This window comes from Nocardia rhamnosiphila NBRC 108938, assembly GCF_000720425.1.
GTDB classification, from domain to species: domain Bacteria; phylum Actinomycetota; class Actinomycetes; order Mycobacteriales; family Mycobacteriaceae; genus Nocardia; species Nocardia rhamnosiphila.
The window spans coordinates 373,344-391,366 of sequence record NZ_JOAJ01000003.1; the positions used below are offsets into that span (position 1 = coordinate 373,344).

At 70.2% G+C, this 18,023-nt stretch carries 20 protein-coding genes; 10 read left to right on the top strand and 10 right to left on the bottom strand.

The window, feature by feature from the left end; all coding sequences use genetic code 11:
* Positions 1 to 4: 4 nt before the first annotated feature.
* Entirely contained in the window at positions 5 to 1,993 is a 1,989-nt protein-coding gene (locus IG75_RS0113530; RefSeq protein ID WP_030521600.1) for an APC family permease, read from the bottom strand.
* Positions 1,994 to 2,178: 185 nt separating this feature from the next.
* Between IG75_RS0113530 and IG75_RS0113535 the strand changes: the two genes are divergently transcribed.
* Together IG75_RS0113535 and IG75_RS0113540 are read left to right on the top strand one after the other, a co-directional pair.
* Entirely contained in the window at positions 2,179 to 2,844 is a 666-nt protein-coding gene (locus IG75_RS0113535) for a potassium channel family protein (RefSeq protein WP_030521601.1), read from the top strand.
* A gap of 2 nt (positions 2,845 to 2,846) precedes the next feature.
* Complete coding sequence (locus IG75_RS0113540) at positions 2,847 to 3,566, top strand: potassium channel family protein (RefSeq protein ID WP_036513725.1); 720 nt, start codon at positions 2,847 to 2,849, stop codon at positions 3,564 to 3,566.
* A 33-nt stretch (positions 3,567 to 3,599) separates the two neighbouring features.
* Here the strand turns inward: IG75_RS0113540 and shbA are convergent, their stop codons facing one another.
* The 3 genes from shbA to IG75_RS0113555 form a co-directional block, all read right to left on the bottom strand.
* Positions 3,600 to 4,238, bottom strand: coding sequence for an RNA polymerase sigma factor ShbA (gene shbA, locus IG75_RS0113545; RefSeq protein ID WP_081876849.1), 639 nt, complete (start codon positions 4,236 to 4,238; stop codon positions 3,600 to 3,602).
* 142 nt (positions 4,239 to 4,380) lie between these two features.
* Positions 4,381 to 5,112: a DUF3159 domain-containing protein gene (locus tag IG75_RS0113550; RefSeq protein ID WP_081876850.1), complete on the bottom strand. Its 732-nt coding sequence runs from the start codon at positions 5,110 to 5,112 to the stop codon at positions 4,381 to 4,383.
* Positions 5,113 to 5,115: 3 nt separating this feature from the next.
* A complete protein-coding gene (locus IG75_RS0113555; protein ID WP_030521605.1) occupies positions 5,116 to 5,520 on the bottom strand; it encodes an OB-fold nucleic acid binding domain-containing protein in 405 nt (134 codons plus the stop codon).
* A 90-nt stretch (positions 5,521 to 5,610) separates the two neighbouring features.
* Here IG75_RS0113555 and IG75_RS0113560 point away from each other — a divergent pair, with 90 nt between their 5' ends.
* Entirely contained in the window at positions 5,611 to 6,342 is a 732-nt protein-coding gene (locus tag IG75_RS0113560; RefSeq protein ID WP_051714556.1) for an alpha/beta fold hydrolase, read from the top strand.
* A 77-nt stretch (positions 6,343 to 6,419) separates the two neighbouring features.
* Here the strand turns inward: IG75_RS0113560 and IG75_RS0113565 are convergent, their stop codons facing one another.
* Positions 6,420 to 7,346 carry a DUF3710 domain-containing protein gene (locus IG75_RS0113565; RefSeq protein WP_030521607.1) on the bottom strand — a complete coding sequence of 309 codons (927 nt, stop codon included), beginning with the start codon at positions 7,344 to 7,346 and terminating at the stop codon, positions 6,420 to 6,422.
* A gap of 1 nt (position 7,347) precedes the next feature.
* Entirely contained in the window at positions 7,348 to 7,842 is a 495-nt protein-coding gene (dut, locus tag IG75_RS0113570) for a dUTP diphosphatase (RefSeq protein ID WP_030521608.1), read from the bottom strand.
* Between the two features lie 52 nt (positions 7,843 to 7,894).
* Here dut and IG75_RS0113575 point away from each other — a divergent pair, with 52 nt between their 5' ends.
* Positions 7,895 to 8,410 (top strand): DUF3093 domain-containing protein, encoded by a 516-nt coding sequence (locus tag IG75_RS0113575; protein WP_051714557.1) that lies wholly within the window; start codon positions 7,895 to 7,897, stop codon positions 8,408 to 8,410.
* A gap of 13 nt (positions 8,411 to 8,423) precedes the next feature.
* Here IG75_RS0113575 and IG75_RS0113580 read toward each other — a convergent pair whose 3' ends face one another.
* Positions 8,424 to 8,726 carry a DUF4193 domain-containing protein gene (locus IG75_RS0113580; protein ID WP_030521610.1) on the bottom strand — a complete coding sequence of 101 codons (303 nt, stop codon included), beginning with the start codon at positions 8,724 to 8,726 and terminating at the stop codon, positions 8,424 to 8,426.
* A gap of 391 nt (positions 8,727 to 9,117) precedes the next feature.
* Here IG75_RS0113580 and cei point away from each other — a divergent pair, with 391 nt between their 5' ends.
* Entirely contained in the window at positions 9,118 to 9,798 is a 681-nt protein-coding gene (gene cei, locus IG75_RS0113585; RefSeq protein ID WP_030521611.1) for an envelope integrity protein Cei, read from the top strand.
* Positions 9,799 to 9,819: 21 nt separating this feature from the next.
* Here the strand turns inward: cei and IG75_RS0113590 are convergent, their stop codons facing one another.
* Positions 9,820 to 10,731 (bottom strand): inositol monophosphatase family protein, encoded by a 912-nt coding sequence (locus tag IG75_RS0113590; protein WP_063045282.1) that lies wholly within the window; start codon positions 10,729 to 10,731, stop codon positions 9,820 to 9,822.
* Positions 10,732 to 10,939: 208 nt separating this feature from the next.
* Here IG75_RS0113590 and ppgK point away from each other — a divergent pair, with 208 nt between their 5' ends.
* A complete protein-coding gene (gene ppgK / locus IG75_RS0113595) occupies positions 10,940 to 11,698 on the top strand; it encodes a polyphosphate--glucose phosphotransferase (RefSeq protein WP_030521613.1) in 759 nt (252 codons plus the stop codon).
* A gap of 168 nt (positions 11,699 to 11,866) precedes the next feature.
* Positions 11,867 to 13,249, top strand: a complete 1,383-nt coding sequence (locus IG75_RS0113600) for an RNA polymerase sigma factor (RefSeq protein WP_030521614.1) — start codon at positions 11,867 to 11,869, stop codon at positions 13,247 to 13,249.
* A gap of 81 nt (positions 13,250 to 13,330) precedes the next feature.
* On the opposite strand, the gene eutC is transcribed toward IG75_RS0113600, so the two are convergent.
* Both eutC and IG75_RS0113610 read right to left on the bottom strand, forming a co-directional pair.
* On the bottom strand, positions 13,331 to 14,146 hold the full coding sequence (gene eutC / locus IG75_RS0113605; protein ID WP_030521615.1) for an ethanolamine ammonia-lyase subunit EutC: 816 nt from the start codon (positions 14,144 to 14,146) through the stop codon (positions 13,331 to 13,333).
* The gene (locus tag IG75_RS0113610) at positions 14,143 to 15,564 is read right to left on the bottom strand and encodes an ethanolamine ammonia-lyase subunit EutB (protein WP_030521616.1); all 1,422 of its coding nucleotides are present in this window, start codon (positions 15,562 to 15,564) and stop codon (positions 14,143 to 14,145) included. The genes eutC and IG75_RS0113610 overlap by 4 nt, the downstream gene beginning before the upstream one ends.
* A 245-nt stretch (positions 15,565 to 15,809) precedes the next feature.
* On the opposite strand from IG75_RS0113610, the gene IG75_RS0113615 reads away from it, so the two are divergent.
* Genes IG75_RS0113615 through IG75_RS0113625 form a run of 3 tightly spaced genes read left to right on the top strand, consistent with a single transcriptional unit; the run spans position 15,810 to position 18,010 of the window.
* Entirely contained in the window at positions 15,810 to 16,133 is a 324-nt protein-coding gene (locus IG75_RS0113615) for a hypothetical protein (RefSeq protein ID WP_030521617.1), read from the top strand.
* A 9-nt stretch (positions 16,134 to 16,142) separates the two neighbouring features.
* Entirely contained in the window at positions 16,143 to 17,351 is a 1,209-nt protein-coding gene (locus IG75_RS0113620; RefSeq protein ID WP_030521618.1) for a sensor histidine kinase, read from the top strand.
* Positions 17,348 to 18,010 (top strand): response regulator, encoded by a 663-nt coding sequence (locus IG75_RS0113625; RefSeq protein ID WP_030521619.1) that lies wholly within the window; start codon positions 17,348 to 17,350, stop codon positions 18,008 to 18,010. The genes IG75_RS0113620 and IG75_RS0113625 overlap by 4 nt, the downstream gene beginning before the upstream one ends.
* Positions 18,011 to 18,023: the final 13 nt, after the last annotated feature.

Sequence of the window (18,023 nt, forward strand, 5' to 3'; positions counted from 1 at the left end):
GACCTCACCCATTGTCGCCGTAGCCGCGCCGTACCGCGCCCGGTGCCGCGGGTTCGCCCGCCGCACGGGCGCGCGCCGAGGAACTCAGCTGCCACGGCACGCTGGTCACCATCACGCCCGGTTCGAACAGCAACCGGCCCTTCAACCGCAACGCGCTCTGATTGTGCAGCACCTGCTCCCACCAGTGCCCGACCACGTATTCGGGGATGAAGACGGTCACCACATCGCGCGGCGCGTCCTTGCGGACCCGCTTCACATATTCGAGCACCGGTTTGGTGATCTCTCGGTAGGGCGATTCGATCACCTTCAACGGGACCGGATTGTCGCTCTTCTCCCAGTCCCGCACGAGTGCCCGGGTGTCGTCCTCGTCGACGTTCACCGTGATCGCCTCGAGGGTATCCGGGCGCCCCGCCCGCGCGTAGGCCAGTGCCCGGCGGGTCGGCAGGTGCAGTTTCGACACCAGGACGATCGAATGGGTCCGGCTCGGCAGGACCCCGTCCCATTCGTGTTCTTCCAGTTCCCGGGCCACCGAGTTGTAGTGGTGGTGGATCATCTTCATGATCACGAAGATCACCGCCATGGTCACGATGGCGATCCAGGCGCCGGCGAAGAACTTCGTCACCAGCACGATCACCAGGACGGCCCCGGTGGCGACCAGACCCAGCGCGTTGATGGCCCGGGAACGCATCATCCGGCGCCGTTCGGCCGGATCCGTCTCCCGGCCCAGCAATCGGCTCCAGTGCCGCAGCATGCCGGTCTGGCTGAGGGTGAACGAGACGAACACCCCGATGATGTAGAGCTGGATCAGCCGGGTCACTTCCGCGTCGAACGCCACCACGAACGCGATCGCGCCGACCGCCAGGAACAGGATGCCGTTGCTGAAGGCGAGCCGGTCGCCGCGCGTGTGCAGCTGGCGGGGCAGGAAGCGCGCCTGGGCCAGGACCGAGCCCAGGACCGGGAATCCGTTGAACGCGGTATTGGCGGCCAGTACCAGGATCACCGCGGTCACCACGGCGACGAAGTAGAAGCCGGGAGTGAACCCGCTGAACACCGCGTGCGCGATCTGGGCGATCAGCGTTTTCTGCTGATAACCCTCGGGCGCGCCGACGAGTTGTTCGGGGTGTTCGGCGAACACCACATGCGCCTGCCGGGCGAGCACGATCATGCCGAGCAGCAACACGATGGCGATCGAGCCGAGCATCAGCAGGGTTGTCGCGGCATTGCGCGATTTGGGTTTGCGGAAGGCCGGCACGCCGTTGCTGATCGCCTCGACACCGGTGAGCGCCGCACAACCGGAAGAGAAGGCGCGCGCGAGCAAGAAGATCAGTGCCAGCCCGGCCAGATGCTCCTCTTCGGCCCGCAGCTCGAAGCCCGACGATTCGGCGCGCACTTCGTCACCCAGTACGAAGATCCGGATCAGTCCCCAGGCGAGCATGGTGAACATACCGAACAGGAAGGCATAGGACAGCAGTGCGAACATCCGGCCGGACTCCCGCACGCCGCGCAGGTTCATCGCGGTGATGAGCACGATGGCGGCCACCGCGAAGAGCACCTTGTGGGTCGCCACGAACGGGATCGCCGAGCCGATGGTGGACGCGGCCGACGCGATCGAGACGGCGACGGTGAGTACATAGTCCACCAGCAATGCGCTGCCCACGGCCAGGCCGGCTGTGGGGCCCAGATTCGTGGTGACCACCTCGAAGTCGCCGCCGCCGGACGGGTAGGCGTGCACGTTCTGGCGGTAGCTGGTGACCACGATGACCAGGACGACCGCGACGGCGAGGCCGAGCCACGGGGCGTACGCGTAACCGGCCAGCCCGGACACCGACAGCACGAGGAAGATCTCCTCGGGCGCGTAGGCGACCGATGACATCGCGTCCGAGGCGAACACCGGCAGCGCGATTCGTTTCGGCAGCAGGGTGTGGCCCAGGGAGTCACTACGGAATGGCCGCCCCAACACCAGACGCTTGGTGGCGGTCGTCAACTTCGACACTGGACGGAGCATAAGCCCCCGTGCCCCGCTGCGCTGCGAGGCATCACCGGAGGGCGGGGTTTGGCCACCCCCCGCGGGGGGAACGTGGCTGGGGGCGAGAACCAGCGAGTACGGTTCGTTTTCGCAGCAGCCACACGGCTGTTTCACTTGCCGTAGGGCAGACCGAGTCAGGAGCGAGGTTCACCGTGTACGTGGTGATCATGGGATGCGGCCGGGTGGGGGCGTCGCTGGCCCGCGCCCTGGTCCGGATAGGTCACGAGGTCGCCGTGATCGACCGCAATCCGGACGCGTTCCGGCGCCTGGGCCCGGGTTTCCCGGGCGAGCAGGTCGTGGGGGTCGGATTCGACCGCGAGGTTCTGCGCCGGGCGGGTATCGAACGGGCCGGGGCCTTCGCGGCCGTGTCCTCGGGCGACAACTCCAACATCATCTCCGCGCGGGTGGCGCGGGAGATGTTCGGGATCGACCGGGTGGTGGCCCGTATCTACGACGCCAAACGCGCCGCCGTCTACGAACGGCTCGGTATCCCGACCATCGCGACCGTGCCCTGGACGACCGACCGCTTCCTGCACACCCTGATCGGTGACGCGGGCACCACGACCTGGCGTGATCCCACCGGGACCGTCGCCGTCGCCCAGCTGATCCTGCACGAGGAGTGGTACGGGCGCACGGTGAGCGAACTGGAGGACGCCACCGGCGCCCGGGTCGCGTTCGTCATCCGGTTCGGGCAGGGCATCCTGCCGGACGCCAAGACCGTCGTGCAGGCCGACGACATCGTGTACGTGGCCGCCACCTCCGGCTCGGCCGGGGAGGCCGTCGCGCTGGCCGCGAAACCTCCAGCTAGCAAGGACTGATCATGAAAGTGGCCATTGCCGGAGCCGGGGCCGTCGGCCGCTCCATCGCCCGCGAACTACTCCGGGCGGGACACAGCGTCATGCTGCTCGAACGCCAGCTCGACCATATCGACCGCGAGGCGGTCTCCGAAGCGATCTGGGTCCATGCCGACGCCTGCGAACTGCAACTGCTCGAGGACGCCGGACTGGAGGACTACGAGGTCGTCATCGCCGCGACCGGCGACGACAAGGCGAATTTGGTGCACAGCCTGCTGGCCAAAACCGAATTCGGGGTGCGCCGGGTGGTCGCGCGGGTCAACGATCCGCGCAACGAATGGCTTTTCGACGGCTCCTGGGGTGTCGATGTGGCCGTCTCCACCCCGCGTCTGCTGGCCTCCCTCGTCGAGGAGGCGGTATCGGTCGGCGATCTGGTCCGCCTGATGACCTTGCGGCAGGGGCAGGCCAATCTGGTCGAACTCACCCTGCCACCGGATACGACGCTGGCCGGTAAGCCGGTGCGCAATCTCACCCTGCCGCGGGATTCCGCGCTGGTCACCATTCTGCGTGGCGGGCGGGTCATCGTGCCGCAGCCCGACGACCCCTTCGAGGGCGACGACGAACTGCTGTTCGTCGTCTCCGCGGCCGCCGAGGAGGAACTGCGTGCGGTGCTGGCACCGCACGGCATCGAATCGCAGACCGGCGGCACCACCGGCCTGACACCCGCGCAGGACGCCGAATACTGACCACCCGGCAGCACTCGGCCCACATCCGCGGCCTCAGGCGGCTACGGGCTGCGCCGCGCGCGCCCGCAGCTTGTTCAACGCCCGGTACTGCATGACCCGGATCACGCCGGGGCTGGTGCCGATCGCCGCCGCGGTCTCGGCCGCGCTCCAGCCCAGCACGATCCGCATCACCAGCACCTCCCGGTGCACGGGGTTGAGCTGCTGCATCAGTTCGCGGGCCAGGGCGCCGCGTTCGGCGGCCAGCGCCCACTCCTCGGGGCCGGCCGCGGTGGACACCGCTTCGGGGACCTCGGCCACGGGATAGGCCGGATGGATCTGGGCACCGCGGAACGCATCGGAGACCTTGTTCGCCGCAATGCCGTACACGAAGGCGAGGAACGACTTCCCCTGATCCCGGTAGCGCCCGATGGCGTGCACGGTGGCCATCAGCACCTCCTGCGCCACATCGTCGGCGGTGACGTGCAGATGGGCGGCGTTACCCAGGCGGGTCCGGCAGTAACGCTGGACCAGCGGCTGGACCAGTCGCAGGATCTCGGCCACGGCGGCGCGGTCACCGCCGGCCGCCGCCGGGACCAGGACGTCCAGTTCGGCGGAGATCCGGCGGCTCTGGGACCGCACCGGATGTTCGGATCCCCGCTCGGGGCGGGTGATCGGGTGCTGCTCGGTTCGCATTCGCCGGTCCTCTCGGGAGATCGTCTTCATCAACGATCGTCCGATGAACGGCGCGTGCGGGATAGGCACCAAAGGGTGGGTCCTCGTCCACCCTTTCGGATGACGCCGGGCCGCACCTTCGGATGATGCGGCGCCGCGAAGGTCAGGCCGGACCGGCGGAATGCCGTCCGGAGCCGGCGGGCAGATGCCCGGCGCGGCGCACCGCCCAGACCGTCACCACCAGCGCGACGGCGGTGAGCGGCCAGCCCATCGCGATTCGCGCGGCGGCGAGCCAGCCCGTGCTGTCCGTGTCGTAGAGGTGGTTCTGGACCAGGTAGCGGGCACCGAAGACGAGCACCCACGCCACGGTCGCCAGGTCGTAGAGGCGGACCACCCGCGGATCTCCGCGCCAGTCGCCGCCGTGGCCGTTGAGCACCCCCCACACCACCCCGACCAGGGGCCGCCGGACGAGTATCGAGATCAGGAACGCGGCACCGTAGATCAGGCTGGTGTAGATCCCGAACAGGAAGAAACCCTTGGCCTCGCCGACCCGCCAGGCGATCAGCGCGCAGATACCCACGCCCACGAAACCGGAGACGGCGGGCTGGATCGGCTCGCGGCGCACCAGCCGCCAGATGAGAATCGCCGCCGCCACCCCGAGCGCCGCCCAAATCGCCACGGTCAGCCCGAGCAGGGTGTTCACCGGAACGAAGACCAGCACCGGCAGCGTCGAGTAGATCAGGCCGCCGAAGCCACCCAGCTGTTCCAGCAGGGTCTGCTTATCCGGTTCCTCCGGAGTGTCGTCGGCGGAACCGGCCCGGGCGGCGGGCGCGGAGTCCGGGGTGGTCGCGGCCCGGGGCAGCGGTCTGGTGGCGTACTCGTCGCTCGATGGCATACGTCAGCTGTTTCCGCGCAATTCGTAGTAGGGGTTGTACATCACCTTACGGCCTTCGCGTTCTCCCACCCGGCCGCGCACCATGATGCGCCGTCCCGATTCGATACCGGGAATCCGGCGTCGCCCGATCCACACCAGAGTGATGGCATCGGTGCCGTCGAAGAACTCCGCCTGCATACTCGCACCCGAGGACTGCGGACAGGAGTCGACACTGCGCAAACGGCCCAGCATCGTCGCCTCCTCACCGCGCCGGCACTCCGAGACCCGGCAGGCGCCCGAAGCGTCTGCCTTCTCCGCCAGGTCCTCGGCGTCGAGCTGATCGATATCCTCGGTCAATCTGCGGCCGAGCCTGCGAAAATATCCGGTCGCGGACTTGGCGCCCGCTTTTCTTCCTGCCGCGGAAGACATCGCCTGCTCTCCTGTGCGCGGACGACATGGGTCGCACGTCATCCGAATTTCCTTACTCCGGCCCGGCTGTGGCCGTACCCGCCACTGTAGATGGGTACCGGCGGCACCGCTACGCTCGGTCCGGTGTTCGATTCCCCACGTCCGGCCGTTGTCGTCGCCCTGCCCGGAACCGGTTCCGACGCACATTTCGCCCGCCGCGCGTTCGGCCCCGCATCCGCCGCCGCGGGAATCGATTTCGTCGCCGTGGACCCCGATCCGGCCGCGGTGATCGAGAGCTACCGCGCCGCCCTGGACGACGCCGCGACCCGCGGCCCGGTGCTGGCGGCGGGTATCTCGCTCGGCGCCGCGGTCGCCGTCGAATGGGCCGCGGGCCGGGAACCGGGCGAGGTCGGTGGTGTGGTGGCGGCCCTGCCCGCGTGGACCGGCCCGGATACCGCGGAATGCCCCGCCACGCACAGTGCGGCGGTCACGGCGGCCCAGTTACGCGCCGAGGGACTGGAGGCGGTGATCGACAGGATGCGGGCGAGCAGCCCCGGCTGGCTGGCCGACGCGCTCACCCGGTCGTGGCGCGCACAGTGGCCTGGACTGCCGGCGGCGCTGGAGGAAGCGGCGCAGTACAAATGGCCGGAACCCGTCCTGCTGGACGCGCTGAGCGTCCCGCTGGCGGTGATCGCCGCTTCGGACGACCCGGTGCATCCGGTGAGCGTGGGACGGGAATGGGCACGCCGCGCACCCCGGTCGGCGCTCATCGAGGTGACGCTGGACGAATTCGGCGCCGATCCGGGCATCGTGGGGCGGCTGGCGCTGCGGCACCTCGGCTGAAAACCCGGCCACTCGACCGGATCGGTACCCCGGCCGCGTCGTCCGGTGCCCGCGCGGGCACCGGACGACGCGATCGGTCAGTTACGGCCGAGTTGCTGCATCGCCGACCCTTCGGCGCCCCGCCGCGGCTGCTGCGGCTGCTGGGGTGGCAGCACCGCGGGCGCCGGCGAGGGCCGCGCGCCGGGCGGCGGGGTCGCCACCTGCTGCTGGGCCTGCTGTTGCTGCTGATGGGCGGCGGTGAGCTGTTCGGCGAGCTGCTGGGGCAAGACCACCGGAAGCGGTTCGCGCACCGGCAGCGCGTCGGTTCCCCGCCGGATGATCGTCTCGCTGAGCACAGTGCGCGCCGCCACGACCAGCGGGCCGCCCGCCGCGGTGGAACCCGAGGGTCCCGCCGCCACCAGCCGGATCATCCACCGGTAACCGTCCACCCCGATGAAGCGCAGATCGGCGCCCTCGGTGACGGCCACCAGTTCCCGGCCCCACGGGCCCTTCTCCACCGAGACCCGGGCCCCGTCCTTGCGCAGCGATTCCGCCAGGTCGGCCGCGACCGTGCGCCACTGGCCCTTGGATTTCGGCGCGGCGTAGGCCGCGACGGTGATGCGTCCGTGCTCGGTGGCCAGATGGACCGCCTGCGGGGTGCCCTGCGGGGTCATCTCGACCTGCAACTGCCCGCCCGGCGGCACCGGCAGGATCACCGAGCCCAGGTCGAGACGGGTATCGGTGAAGTTCTCCAGCACCTCGGCGACATCGTCGTAGTCGTAGGGACCGCGCCGCTGGGGTTCGGTATCGGGATCGTCGATCGCGGCGTCGTAGGCGTCGCTGTAGGCGGCGCCGCCGTAACCGTCGTCATAGCTGTCGTCGTAGGGCTCGTCGTATTCGGCGCGGTGGTACCCGCCGTCGTCGTAGTCCTCGTATTCGCCGGTCTCGTACTCACCCGTGGTGTACTCGCCGGTGTCGTTCCCGTCGCCGGATCTGCGTCCGCCGGATTTCCGTCGTCCGAACATGTCAGGCCTCCTTGCCGTCGGCGGCGTCCGCCCCGCCCGGCGTCAAACTCGCGTGTCCCCCGCTGGATCCGTAACCGCCCGCCCCGCGCGCGGACTCGTCGAGCCGGTCCACCGCCACGAACTCGACCAGCTCCACCCGCTGCACCAGCAGCTGCGCGATCCGGTCACCGCGGCGCAGTTCGATGGGAGTGCGCGGATCGTGGTTGATCAGGCACACCTTGATCTCACCCCGGTAGCCGGCGTCGATGGTCCCCGGCGTGTTCACCACGGATAGCCCGGCCTTGGCCGCCAGCCCGGAGCGGGGGTGGATCAGGCCCACGGTGCCCACCGGCAGCGCGACAGCGATACCGGTGCCGACCAGTACCCGCTCCCCCGGCTCCAGGACGACGTCCTCGGCGGTGCACAGATCCACGCCCGCGTCGCCGTCGTGGGCGCGCGTCGGCATGGGGATCCCGGGGTCCAGCCGGAGCAGCGGTATCGGTGAGAGTGCGTTCACGTCCGACCAGCCTACGCGCAGGCCCGGCGCGGGTGTCGCTTAGTGTTGAGTCGTGTCCGACCAGCCTCGACCCACCGAAACCGAGCGCCCCGCGCGACCGGAACCGACCGCCTATCGCGAACGCCTCTGGGTGCCGCTGTGGTGGTGGCCGGTGGGCTTCGCCCTCGCCGGTCTGCTCGCCGCGGAGATCCATATGGGAGCGCCCGGCCTGCGGGCCTGGCTGCCGTACGTCCTGTTGTTCCCGGTGCCCGTCTGGGTGCTGCTGTGGACGAGCCGGCATCGCCTCGAAGTCACCCCGGACGCGACGGGCACCCCCGAATTGCGGGTGGACCGGGCCCATCTGCCGATGTCGTTCGTCGCCCGGGCGACCGTGGTGCCCAGGAGCGCCAAGAGCGCGGCGTTGGGCCGTCAGCTCGATCCCGCGGCCTACGTCCAGCATCGGCCGTGGATCGGCACCATGGTCCTGCTCGTTCTCGACGACCCGGACGATCCGACACCCTACTGGCTGGTCAGCACGCGCCGGCCCACAGCGGTCCTGGCCGCGCTCGGCCTGCCGAGCGCGGATTGACCTCACGCTCCGCTCAGGCCGCGCAATCCATGCAGATCATCTGACCGCCTGCCTCACTGGCGAGGCGGCTGCGGTGATGTACCAGGAAACAGCTCGAGCAGGTGAACTCGTCGGCCTGTTTCGGAATCACCCGAACCGTCAGCACTTCCTCGGACAAGTCCGCGCCGGGGAGCTCGAACGACTCCGCGGTATCGGATTCGTCGACATCCACGACGGCGGACTGGGCCTCGTTGCGACGAGCCTTCAGCTCCTCCAGCGAATCCTCCGACACATCGTCGGACTCGGTACGCCTCGGTGCGTCATAGTCGGTTGCCATGTCGTCTTCCCCTCGTCCTTACTCCGTATATCCGGATCGGCGCACGCCGTCTCTCGACCGCGCCCGCCGCCCCGCCGGTGGTGCACTTCACACCCGCACCGGTCCTCTATCAGCGCGAATCCAAAGGACTCACCTCCGATAGCGTCCGGACAACGCATGAGTTGCCCTGCTTGTTCCCGCGACCGAACGCCGATTTACTCATGGATATTTCGGTCTGGGCGGCCAGACAATAGCGGACGGTGCGGAAAATGTCGCAATCGAAACCCGGCCGTGTCGAAACCGCTGGGCAATCGATATGCCGCCCCGAGCGAGCCGTGACCGGCCCCGGTAACGCGCCCGGAGCGGCCTGGGTAATGCGCGGCACGCGGGCCGGGGTACGTACAGTATCGACGTGGTTTCACTGATCACCGAAGGCAGACCGACGGATACAAAAGGCCGTCCCTACCCGCGTCGACGGCCGCGCCCCTGGCTGATACTCGTGGTCGTTCTCATGGTTGTTTGCGCAGGTCTGTGGATCAAGGCACTGACCACCAACGACGACGACCACACGCCGATGGCATGCAATTCGCCGACCCCGGCCACCGACCCCAAGGCCGCGCCGCAGCCGCTGCCCGGCCAGCGGGTCGGGGCGAGCCGCCTCGAGGATGTGGAACCCGCACCGACCGCGGGTACCCAGGTTCGCGTCCTCAACGCCAACGGACAGCGCGGCCAGGCCGCGCATGTCGCGGCCCAGCTCGGTGATCTGGGGTTCGGCAGCCCGCCCGGGGATCCTTACGGTAACGATCCGATATACGCCAACGGTGACCTGGAATGCACCGGCCAGATCCGGTTCGGTGAGAACGGCCGGACGGTCGCGGCCGCGGTACAGCTGGCCGTCCCGTGCGCCGAACTCGTCGAGGACAAACGCTCCGACAAATCCGTCGACCTGGTGCTCGGCTCGCTGTTCGGCGGCGACCTGCAGCCCAACAACGACGCCGAAGAAGTGCTGCGGTCGCTGAAGAACCCGGTGAGCGGGGAGAGCCCGGCGATCGACCCGGATATGCTCGCGGCCGCCCGGACCGCCCGCTGCTGACCGCGGGCGCCCGGGCCGGGGTCAGGCCTCCGGAATCGGCGCGGCGACGCCCAGGCGATCGAGCAGCGCGAACAGTTCGTCGGCGATACCGGGCGCCGCGGCCACCACGAGTGCCCCCGCGGCGCCGGTCGTCGGCATCGGGGGCAGCCGCAGCACCGCACCGGCCTCGGCCGCGATCAGCGCGCCGGCCGCCCAGTCCCACGGATTCAGTCCGTGCTCGTAGTGCGCGTCCACCCGTCCCTCGGCAACCATGCACAGATCCAGCGCGGCCGCGCCGATCCGGCGGATATCACGCACATGCGGCAGCAACTCGGCGACGCCGGCCGCCTGCCGGGTCCGCCGGGGGACCCCGTAGGCGAAGCCGGTCGCGACCAGCGCCAGCCGCGCGGAGCGCACCGGGTTGCACCGCAGCGGTGTATCGCGGCCGTCCGGGCCGATCCGTAGCGCCCCGAGGCCGGTGGCCGCGGTGTAGACCGTCGACGCCGCGACATCGGCGACCGCCCCCGCGACCGGTCGGCCGCCGCGCACCGCGGCCACCGAGACCGCGTACGCCGGGATCCCGTAGAGGAAGTTCACGGTGCCGTCGATCGGGTCGACCACCCACACCACTTCGTCTTCTGCCGCCGCGGCGAGATCGCCGCCGCCCTCTTCGCCGAGAATGTGGTCGCCGGGTCGCAGCCGGGCCAGTTCGTCACGGATGAGCTGTTCGGTCTCGGTATCGACGACGGTCACCGGATCGGTCGGGGTGCTCTTGGTCCGCACCGCGGCCTCGGCCGAGGCCGCGGAGGCGAAGACTTCGCGACGGCGGACCCGGGCATGCGCGGCGGCGATACCGGCCAGATGGGCCGCGATCCGGCGCAGCACGGTGGCATCGGCGGGGGCGGGTTCGGTGGCAGCGGTGAGAGACCAAATCGATTCCGGCACGTCTTCCATCGGAGCACAGATCCTGCGATGAGGTCGTCCGGGCACGCACATTACCCTTGTCGTGCACACCACACCGGCGGAGCGCGGCCGCGGAGGAGGCAGCGCGACGCGGGTGGCCCGACGACGCCGTCCGGATCTCCTCGCGCGCGGCCGGGCCCGCCCGGAAACCGGTGCGACGCACCACGACAGCAGCCAGCACAGGGAACGAGGAACCCGCATGTCCGTTGGACGGCACGCGTTCGGTATCGATATCGGCGGTAGCGGCGTCAAGGGCGCCGCGGTCGATCTGGACACCGGGGAGCTCGTGCACGAGCGCATCAAGATCGCGACCCCGCATCCGTCCACCCCGGACGCGGTCGCGGCCGCCGTGGCCAAGTTGATCGAGACCGCGGGCTGGGACGGACCGGTGGGTCTCACCCTGCCGTGCGTGGTCCTCGACGGTGTCGCGTACACCGCCGCCAATGTCGACAGATCCTGGATCGGCACCGACGCCCGGGCGCTGTTCGCGACGGCACTCGGCGGTCGCGAGGTGACCGTGCTCAACGATGCCGACGCCGCAGGACTCGCCGAGGACCGCTACGGCGCCGCCCGCGATATCCACGGGCTCGTACTCCTGCTCACATTCGGTACCGGAATCGGTTCCGCGTTGCTCAACAACGGGGCCCTCGTTCCGAACACCGAACTCGGGCATCTCGAGATCGGCGGCATGGAAACCGAGCACCGGGCCGCCGCCTCGGTCAAGGAGAGGGAGAACCTCGACTATCCCGAGTGGGCGGCGCGGGTCAGCACCGTACTGAGTGGCCTGGAGGACCTTTTCTGGCCGACGGTGATCGTGGCCGGTGGCGGGATCAGCCGCGACGCCGACCAGTGGATTCCACTGCTGACCAATCGCACCCGCGTGGTTCCGGCGAACTTGAAGAACACAGCGGGTATCGTCGGCGCGGCCATGGCCGTCGATGCCGGAATCACCCCCTGAGGATGTCCACGGCACGGGCCAGTGCACACTGGTCGGATCGTTACAATGGAAGCACCCGGCGGTGAGCCGGACCCCCGACCGGCGTTTTAGCCGGTAAACCCGACAGACCGCTCCGCCGGAATACTACTCTGGCGTGACGCCGCACGAGACCGTCACGAAAGGGCGTACGTGGTAGCCACGAATACCCGTCAGACAGCCGAATCGGCCGACGCCGAGGCCACGGAAGTTCCCGCGGCACGCCCGGCCCGGAAGGCCGTGGCCAAGAAGGCCCCGGCGAAGAAGGCCGCTGCCAAGAAGGCTCCGGCCAAGAAGGCCGCTGCCAAGAAGGGAGCCGCCAAGAAGGCCCCGGCCAAGAAGGCGGGGAGCGCGGGCGCCCCGGGCTCGGGCGAGGAACAGCTCGACGACGATTCGCTGGATGTAGCGGATCTCGGCGACCTGGAGGTCTCCGAGGACGATCTCGCGGAGGAGGGCGACGACCTGGTCGTCGAGGCCGTCGAGGAGGAAGCCGAGGCCGAGCCGGCCGACGGTACGTCCGAGCCCACCGCGGCGGACAAGGCCTCCGGCGATTTCGTCTGGGACGAGGAGGAGTCCGAAGCGCTGCGCCAGGCGCGCAAGGACGCCGAGCTGACCGCGTCCGCGGATTCGGTGCGGGCCTACCTCAAGCAGATCGGTAAGGTCGCGCTGCTCAATGCCGAGGAGGAGGTCGAACTCGCCAAGCGGATCGAGGCCGGGCTCTACGCGGCGGAGAAGATGCGCGAGTTCACCGAGGCCGGGGACAAGCTTCCCGTGGCCACCCGCCGTGATTTCAACTGGATCATCCGCGACGGCAACCGTGCCAAGAACCACCTGCTCGAAGCGAACCTGCGTCTGGTGGTGTCGCTGGCCAAGCGCTACACCGGCCGCGGGATGGCGTTCCTGGATCTCATCCAGGAGGGCAACCTCGGCCTGATCCGCGCGGTCGAGAAGTTCGACTACACCAAGGGCTACAAGTTCTCCACCTACGCCACCTGGTGGATCCGGCAGGCGATCACCCGCGCCATGGCCGATCAGGCCCGCACCATCCGTATCCCGGTGCATATGGTGGAGGTCATCAACAAGCTCGGACGTATCCAGCGTGAGCTGCTCCAGGACCTGGGCCGCGAGCCCACCCCCGAGGAGCTGGCCAAGGAAATGGACATCACCCCGGAGAAGGTGCTGGAGATCCAGCAGTACGCCCGGGAGCCCATTTCGCTGGATCAGACCATCGGCGACGAGGGCGACAGCCAGCTCGGTGATTTCATCGAGGACTCTGAGGCCGTGGTCGCGGTGGACGCGGTCAGCTTCACCCTGCTGCAGGATCAGCTGCAGTCGGTGCTGGAGACGCTGTCCGAACGTGAGGCGGGCGTGGTCCGGCTGCGGTTCGGCCTGACCGACGGCCAGCCGCGCACCCTGGACGAGATCGGTCAGGTCTACGGGGTGACCCGCGAACGGATCCGGCAGATCGAATCCAAGACCATGAGCAAGCTCCGGCACCCCAGCCGGTCGCAGGTCCTGCGCGACTACCTGGACTGAGTCCCGGCAGCAGCACGCGCAACGGCCCCTGAACACCTGTGGAACCACCGGTTCCCGCCGTGTTCAGGGGTCGTTGCGCGACTACCCCGCTTCGCCGCCGGATAACCGGCCGGACGGCCCCGGCGGGATCGCGTCCCGGGACGTGTCCTTCAGCGTCACACCGGAGCGATCGAGCCGGCGGGCCCCGGCCACCAGGGCGGCGACGACCTCCGCCGCCCGGCGGTATCCCGTTCCCTCGGGCGGATGGATATTCGATACGCAATTACGGTCGGCGTCGGTGCGGCCGGGCCGTGGCCGGTGGGTCAGGTAGACGCCGAGGCTGTCGGCCACCGAGAGGCCGGGACGTTCACCGATCAGCACCAGGACGGTCGTCACCCCCAGAGCGGCACCGATATGGTCGCCCAGCGCCACCCGGGCCTGCGTTGCCACCACCGGCGGCGCGATCGACCAGTGCGGGCGCAACACCTCCAGCAACGCCGCGACAGTGGGCGGCCCGTGGGTGATGAGCGCCCGGGCGGACAATCCGTCGGCGAGTACCAGGCCGATATCGGCGCCCGAGTGCGCGAGCCGCGCCGGCCCACCCTCGTCCGGGTCGACGGCCGGCAGCCGGCCGAGGTCGGGGCGGCGCAGATATTCGGCCCGGTCCCGGGCCCGGCTGCGGATATGGACCGGCGCGCCCACGTCCAGTTCGGCGAGCCGCGCGCACAGCGCCGGCACCTCGAGCGGGATATGTACCGCATCGCGGGCGGCGGCGTGCGCCGCGGCGAATTCCAGGACGCGCCGGGTGGGTAGCGCGTCACCGGCCCGGCCCAAACCGATCCGCGCCTGGGTGAACGACCGCAATCCGGTCCAGAACGCCTGGGAATCCGCAGGCGCCCTTTCCTCGTCGGTCGTCATCGGCCCCCTGTCAGCGCGCGCAACGGGGACGCGGCCGGCGCCACCGGCAGCACCCGGCCCGTCTCGTCCAGCATCCCGAGCCGGTCCAGCCACTGCGCGAACTCCGGGGCGGGGCGCAGTCCCAGCACCCGGCGGGCGTAGAGCGCGTCGTGGAAGCTCAGGCTCTGGTACCCGAGCATCACGTCGTCGGCGCCGGGAACCGCGATGACGAAGGCACAACCGGCAGCGCCGAGCAGGGTGAGCAGCGTGTCCATATCGTCCTGGTCGGCTTCGGCGTGATTGGTGTAGCAGACGTCCACGCCCATCGGCAGGCCGAGCAATTTGCCGCAGAAATGATCCTCGAGGCCCGCCCGCGCGATCTGTTTGCCGTCGTAGAGGTACTCCGGGCCGATGAACCCGACCACCGTGTTCACCAGCAGCGGCCGCAGCTCCCGGGCCACACCGTAGGCGCGCGCCTCGAGGGTCTGCTGGTCCACCGGCCTGCCGCCCGTTCCCCGGTGCGCATCGGCCGAGAGCGCCGACCCCTGGCCGGTCTCCAGATACATCACATTGCCGCCGACGGTGCCGCGCCGCAGCGACCGCCCGGCGTCGTTCGCTTCCCGCAACAGCGCCAGGTTCACACCGAACGCCGCATTGGCGGCCTCCGTCCCGGCGACCGACTGGAAGACCAGGTCGACCGGCGCCCCGGCCGAGATCAGCCCGAGCGTGGTGGTGACATGGGCGAGCACGCACGACTGCGCCGGAATATCGAAGCGGGTGCGGATATCGTCGAGCAGGGTGAGCAGGTCCGCCGCGGCCCGCGGGGAGTCGGTGGCCGGGTTGACGCCGATGACGGCGTCACCACAGCCCAGCAGCAGGCCGTCCAGGACGGCGGCGGCGATCCCGTCACGGTCGTCGGTGGGATGGTTGGGCTGCAACCGGGTGGCCAGGGTGCCGGGCGCCCCGATGGTGGTCCGGAACGCCGAACTCACCCGGGCCGCGTGCGCGACGGCGATGAGGTCCTGATTGCGCATGATCTTGCTGACCGCGGCGGCCATCTCCGGGGTCAGGCCGGGCGCGAGAGCGCGCAGGGTGGCGGCCGGATCGGCGGTTCCCTCGCCGGCCGCGACCGCGAGCAAGCGGTCCCGGAGCCCGCCGACCGTGAGCGCGGCGACCGGACCGAACGCGGCGCGATCGTGGGTGTCCAGGATCAGCCGGGTCACCTCGTCGGTTTCGTAGGGAACCACCGGCTGCTCGAGGAACTCGGTGAGCGGGATATCGGCGAGCACCCATTGCGCGGCCGCTCGCTCGGCATCGGTGTCCGCCGCACATCCGGCCAGTTCGTCGCCGCTGCGCCGGGGCGTGGCCTTGGCGAGCACGTCCACGAGGCCGTCGAAGCGATAGTTCGTGCCGCCGAGGTGCTGGGTGTAGACCGTCATCCGGTTCCCGTCCGTCCGGGCCGCTGCACTCGCCCGGCCGGTGGACGGTGTCCTACCGGACCGGTCGGTGGGCGGCCGACATACACGGTGCCCCCGCAGATTACCGCCCTGGCGGGTTCCGCGCCCGGACGCCGGGAACCTCGCGCGACCACGGCCCGGCCGAGACAGCACCGGAGGTGAACGGACGGCTTCCCGGAGAAGATCCCGACCGCGTCGGACATACCCCCGGGCCCTCAGGATCCGGAATGCTCGCCGATCCCCGAGTAGCCGTTGCCGACCCGGAGTCCGGCGAGTGGCCGGGGCAGCGCGGCGACCAGGGTGCCCGGATGGCCTCCACCGTGGCCGCCGACCCGACGCCACCGCCGCCGTGTCCGGTCGCGCCCCGGCCCCCGGCACAGATCACCACCCGCACCACCGGCACCGCGCACGCCGCCGGTCGCGACCGGGTGGTGCGCACCGGAGAACAGCGGCAGAGCCGTGTGCCGGGGGGATCTCACTCGCCGGGTCCGCAGTTCGTACCGGCACCGCTCATCACTTCGGTGGATCCGAGCCGCGGACCGGTGTGCTGAGATGAACGCATGCAGCGGTGGTCGGCGTTGTCGGCGACGACACGAGACGTCGTCGTGGCGGGCGGATGGTTCCTGTTCGGCGTGCTGCTGTACCTGGCCGGCTTCCAGATGATGTTCGCCCCCGAGTCGCAGGCCGGCCCGCTGTGGCCGCGGATCGCGATTCTCGGGCTGGCGAGTGCGGTACTGCTGGTACGACGCCGGGCGCCGATCACCGCGATGGTGCTGGGGCTGATACCACTGGTGATGGATCTGTCGCTCGGGCCGACACTGCCGGTCTGGCTGGTGTACACCGATCTGATCTACGCGGCGGTGGTGTACGGCACGCGACGCCAGATGCAGGGCGCGGTGGTGGCCTGGCTGGCCCTCTCCGCGACCGCGGCGGGGGTGGTGCTGGCGATCACCGGCGACTGGCATCTGATGTCGCTGGCGCTGGTACTGGCGGCGGCCTTCGTCGGCACCTCGCTGTGGTGGGGCCTGACCGTCCGCGCGCACAAGGAGACCGCCGATGCCGAACGGGCCCGCGTGCGCGCCCTGTCGCTGGTCGCCGAACTGGACCGGCGGGCGGCGGTGGCGGACGAACGCAAGGCCATGGCGCGGGACCTGCACGATGTGATCGCCGGGCATCTGTCGGCCATCGCCCTGCAGTCCGAAGCGGCACTGGGCGGCCTCGACGGCACCGCCGACCCGCGGCTGGCCGGGGTGCTCGGCGCGATCCGCACCAACAGCGTCGAAGCGCTCCGGGAGATGCGGACGATGATCGGCCTGCTGCGCCGCGAGGACGACGCCGATCAGACGACCGCGCCCGGGCGCCTGGCCCAACTGCCCGGGCTGGTCAGCGCGGCCCGGCAGGCGGGTATGCAGGTACGGGTCCGGCTGGACCTGGGCGAGACCGTACCGGCCGGGGCGGTGGACCAGGCGGCCTACCGCATCGTCCAGGAAGCGGTGACCAATGTGATGAAACACGCCCCCGGGCAGGAGGTCGATATCGACGTGCACGCGGAGTCCACGACACTGGTGCTGACGGTACGCAATCCGCTGAGCGCCGGGCCGCCTCCGGCGCCGGAGCCGGCCGCCGACCGGCGCGGCCTGTCGAATATGCGGGAACGGGCGGCCGCCCTCGGCGGTACGTTGCGGGCGGGGCCGGAGGCCGGCGCCTGGTGGGTGCGGGCGCGGCTCCCGCTGGCCGCGGTGCCCGATACCGCGGGGGATCCGCGGTGACGGTCCGGGTTCTCCTCGCCGATGATCACGCGGCGATCCGCGCCGGGCTGCGCATGATCCTCGACGCGGCCGACGATATCGAGGTGGTGGGCGAGGCCGCCGACGGCGAGGTCGCGGTGGCCCAGGCCCGGGCGCTGCGGCCGGATGTGGTGCTGATGGATGTGCGCATGCCGGGGGTGGACGGCATCACCGCGACCACCCGGGTCACCGGCGAAAGCCTGGCGCGGGTGCTCATCCTCACCACCTTCGACCTCGACGAATACGTGTTTCGCAGCCTCCGCGCGGGCGCTTCCGGGTTCGTCCTGAAGTCGGCGTCCGGGCCCGCGCTGGTCGACGCGGTCCGCGCGGTCGCCGCGGGCGAGGGGGTGCTCGCCCCGGAGGTCACCCGCGCGGTGATCGACGCCTTCGCCGGAACACCGTCCGGCCGGGGTCCCGAACCGCCACCGGGTATGGCCGAGCTCACCGGCCGGGAGAAAGAGGTGTTCGACTGTCTGGGCAGCGGGCTGTCCAACGCGCAGATCGCGGCGCGCCTGTTCATCAGCGAAACCACGGTCAAAACACATGTGTCCCGTGTCCTCACCAAACTGGGGATGCGGTCTCGGGTGCAAGCCGCGATCCTCGCGCGCGAACTCGGCGACGGGGCCGCCGGGCACCCGTAGCCGAGGTCGGTCG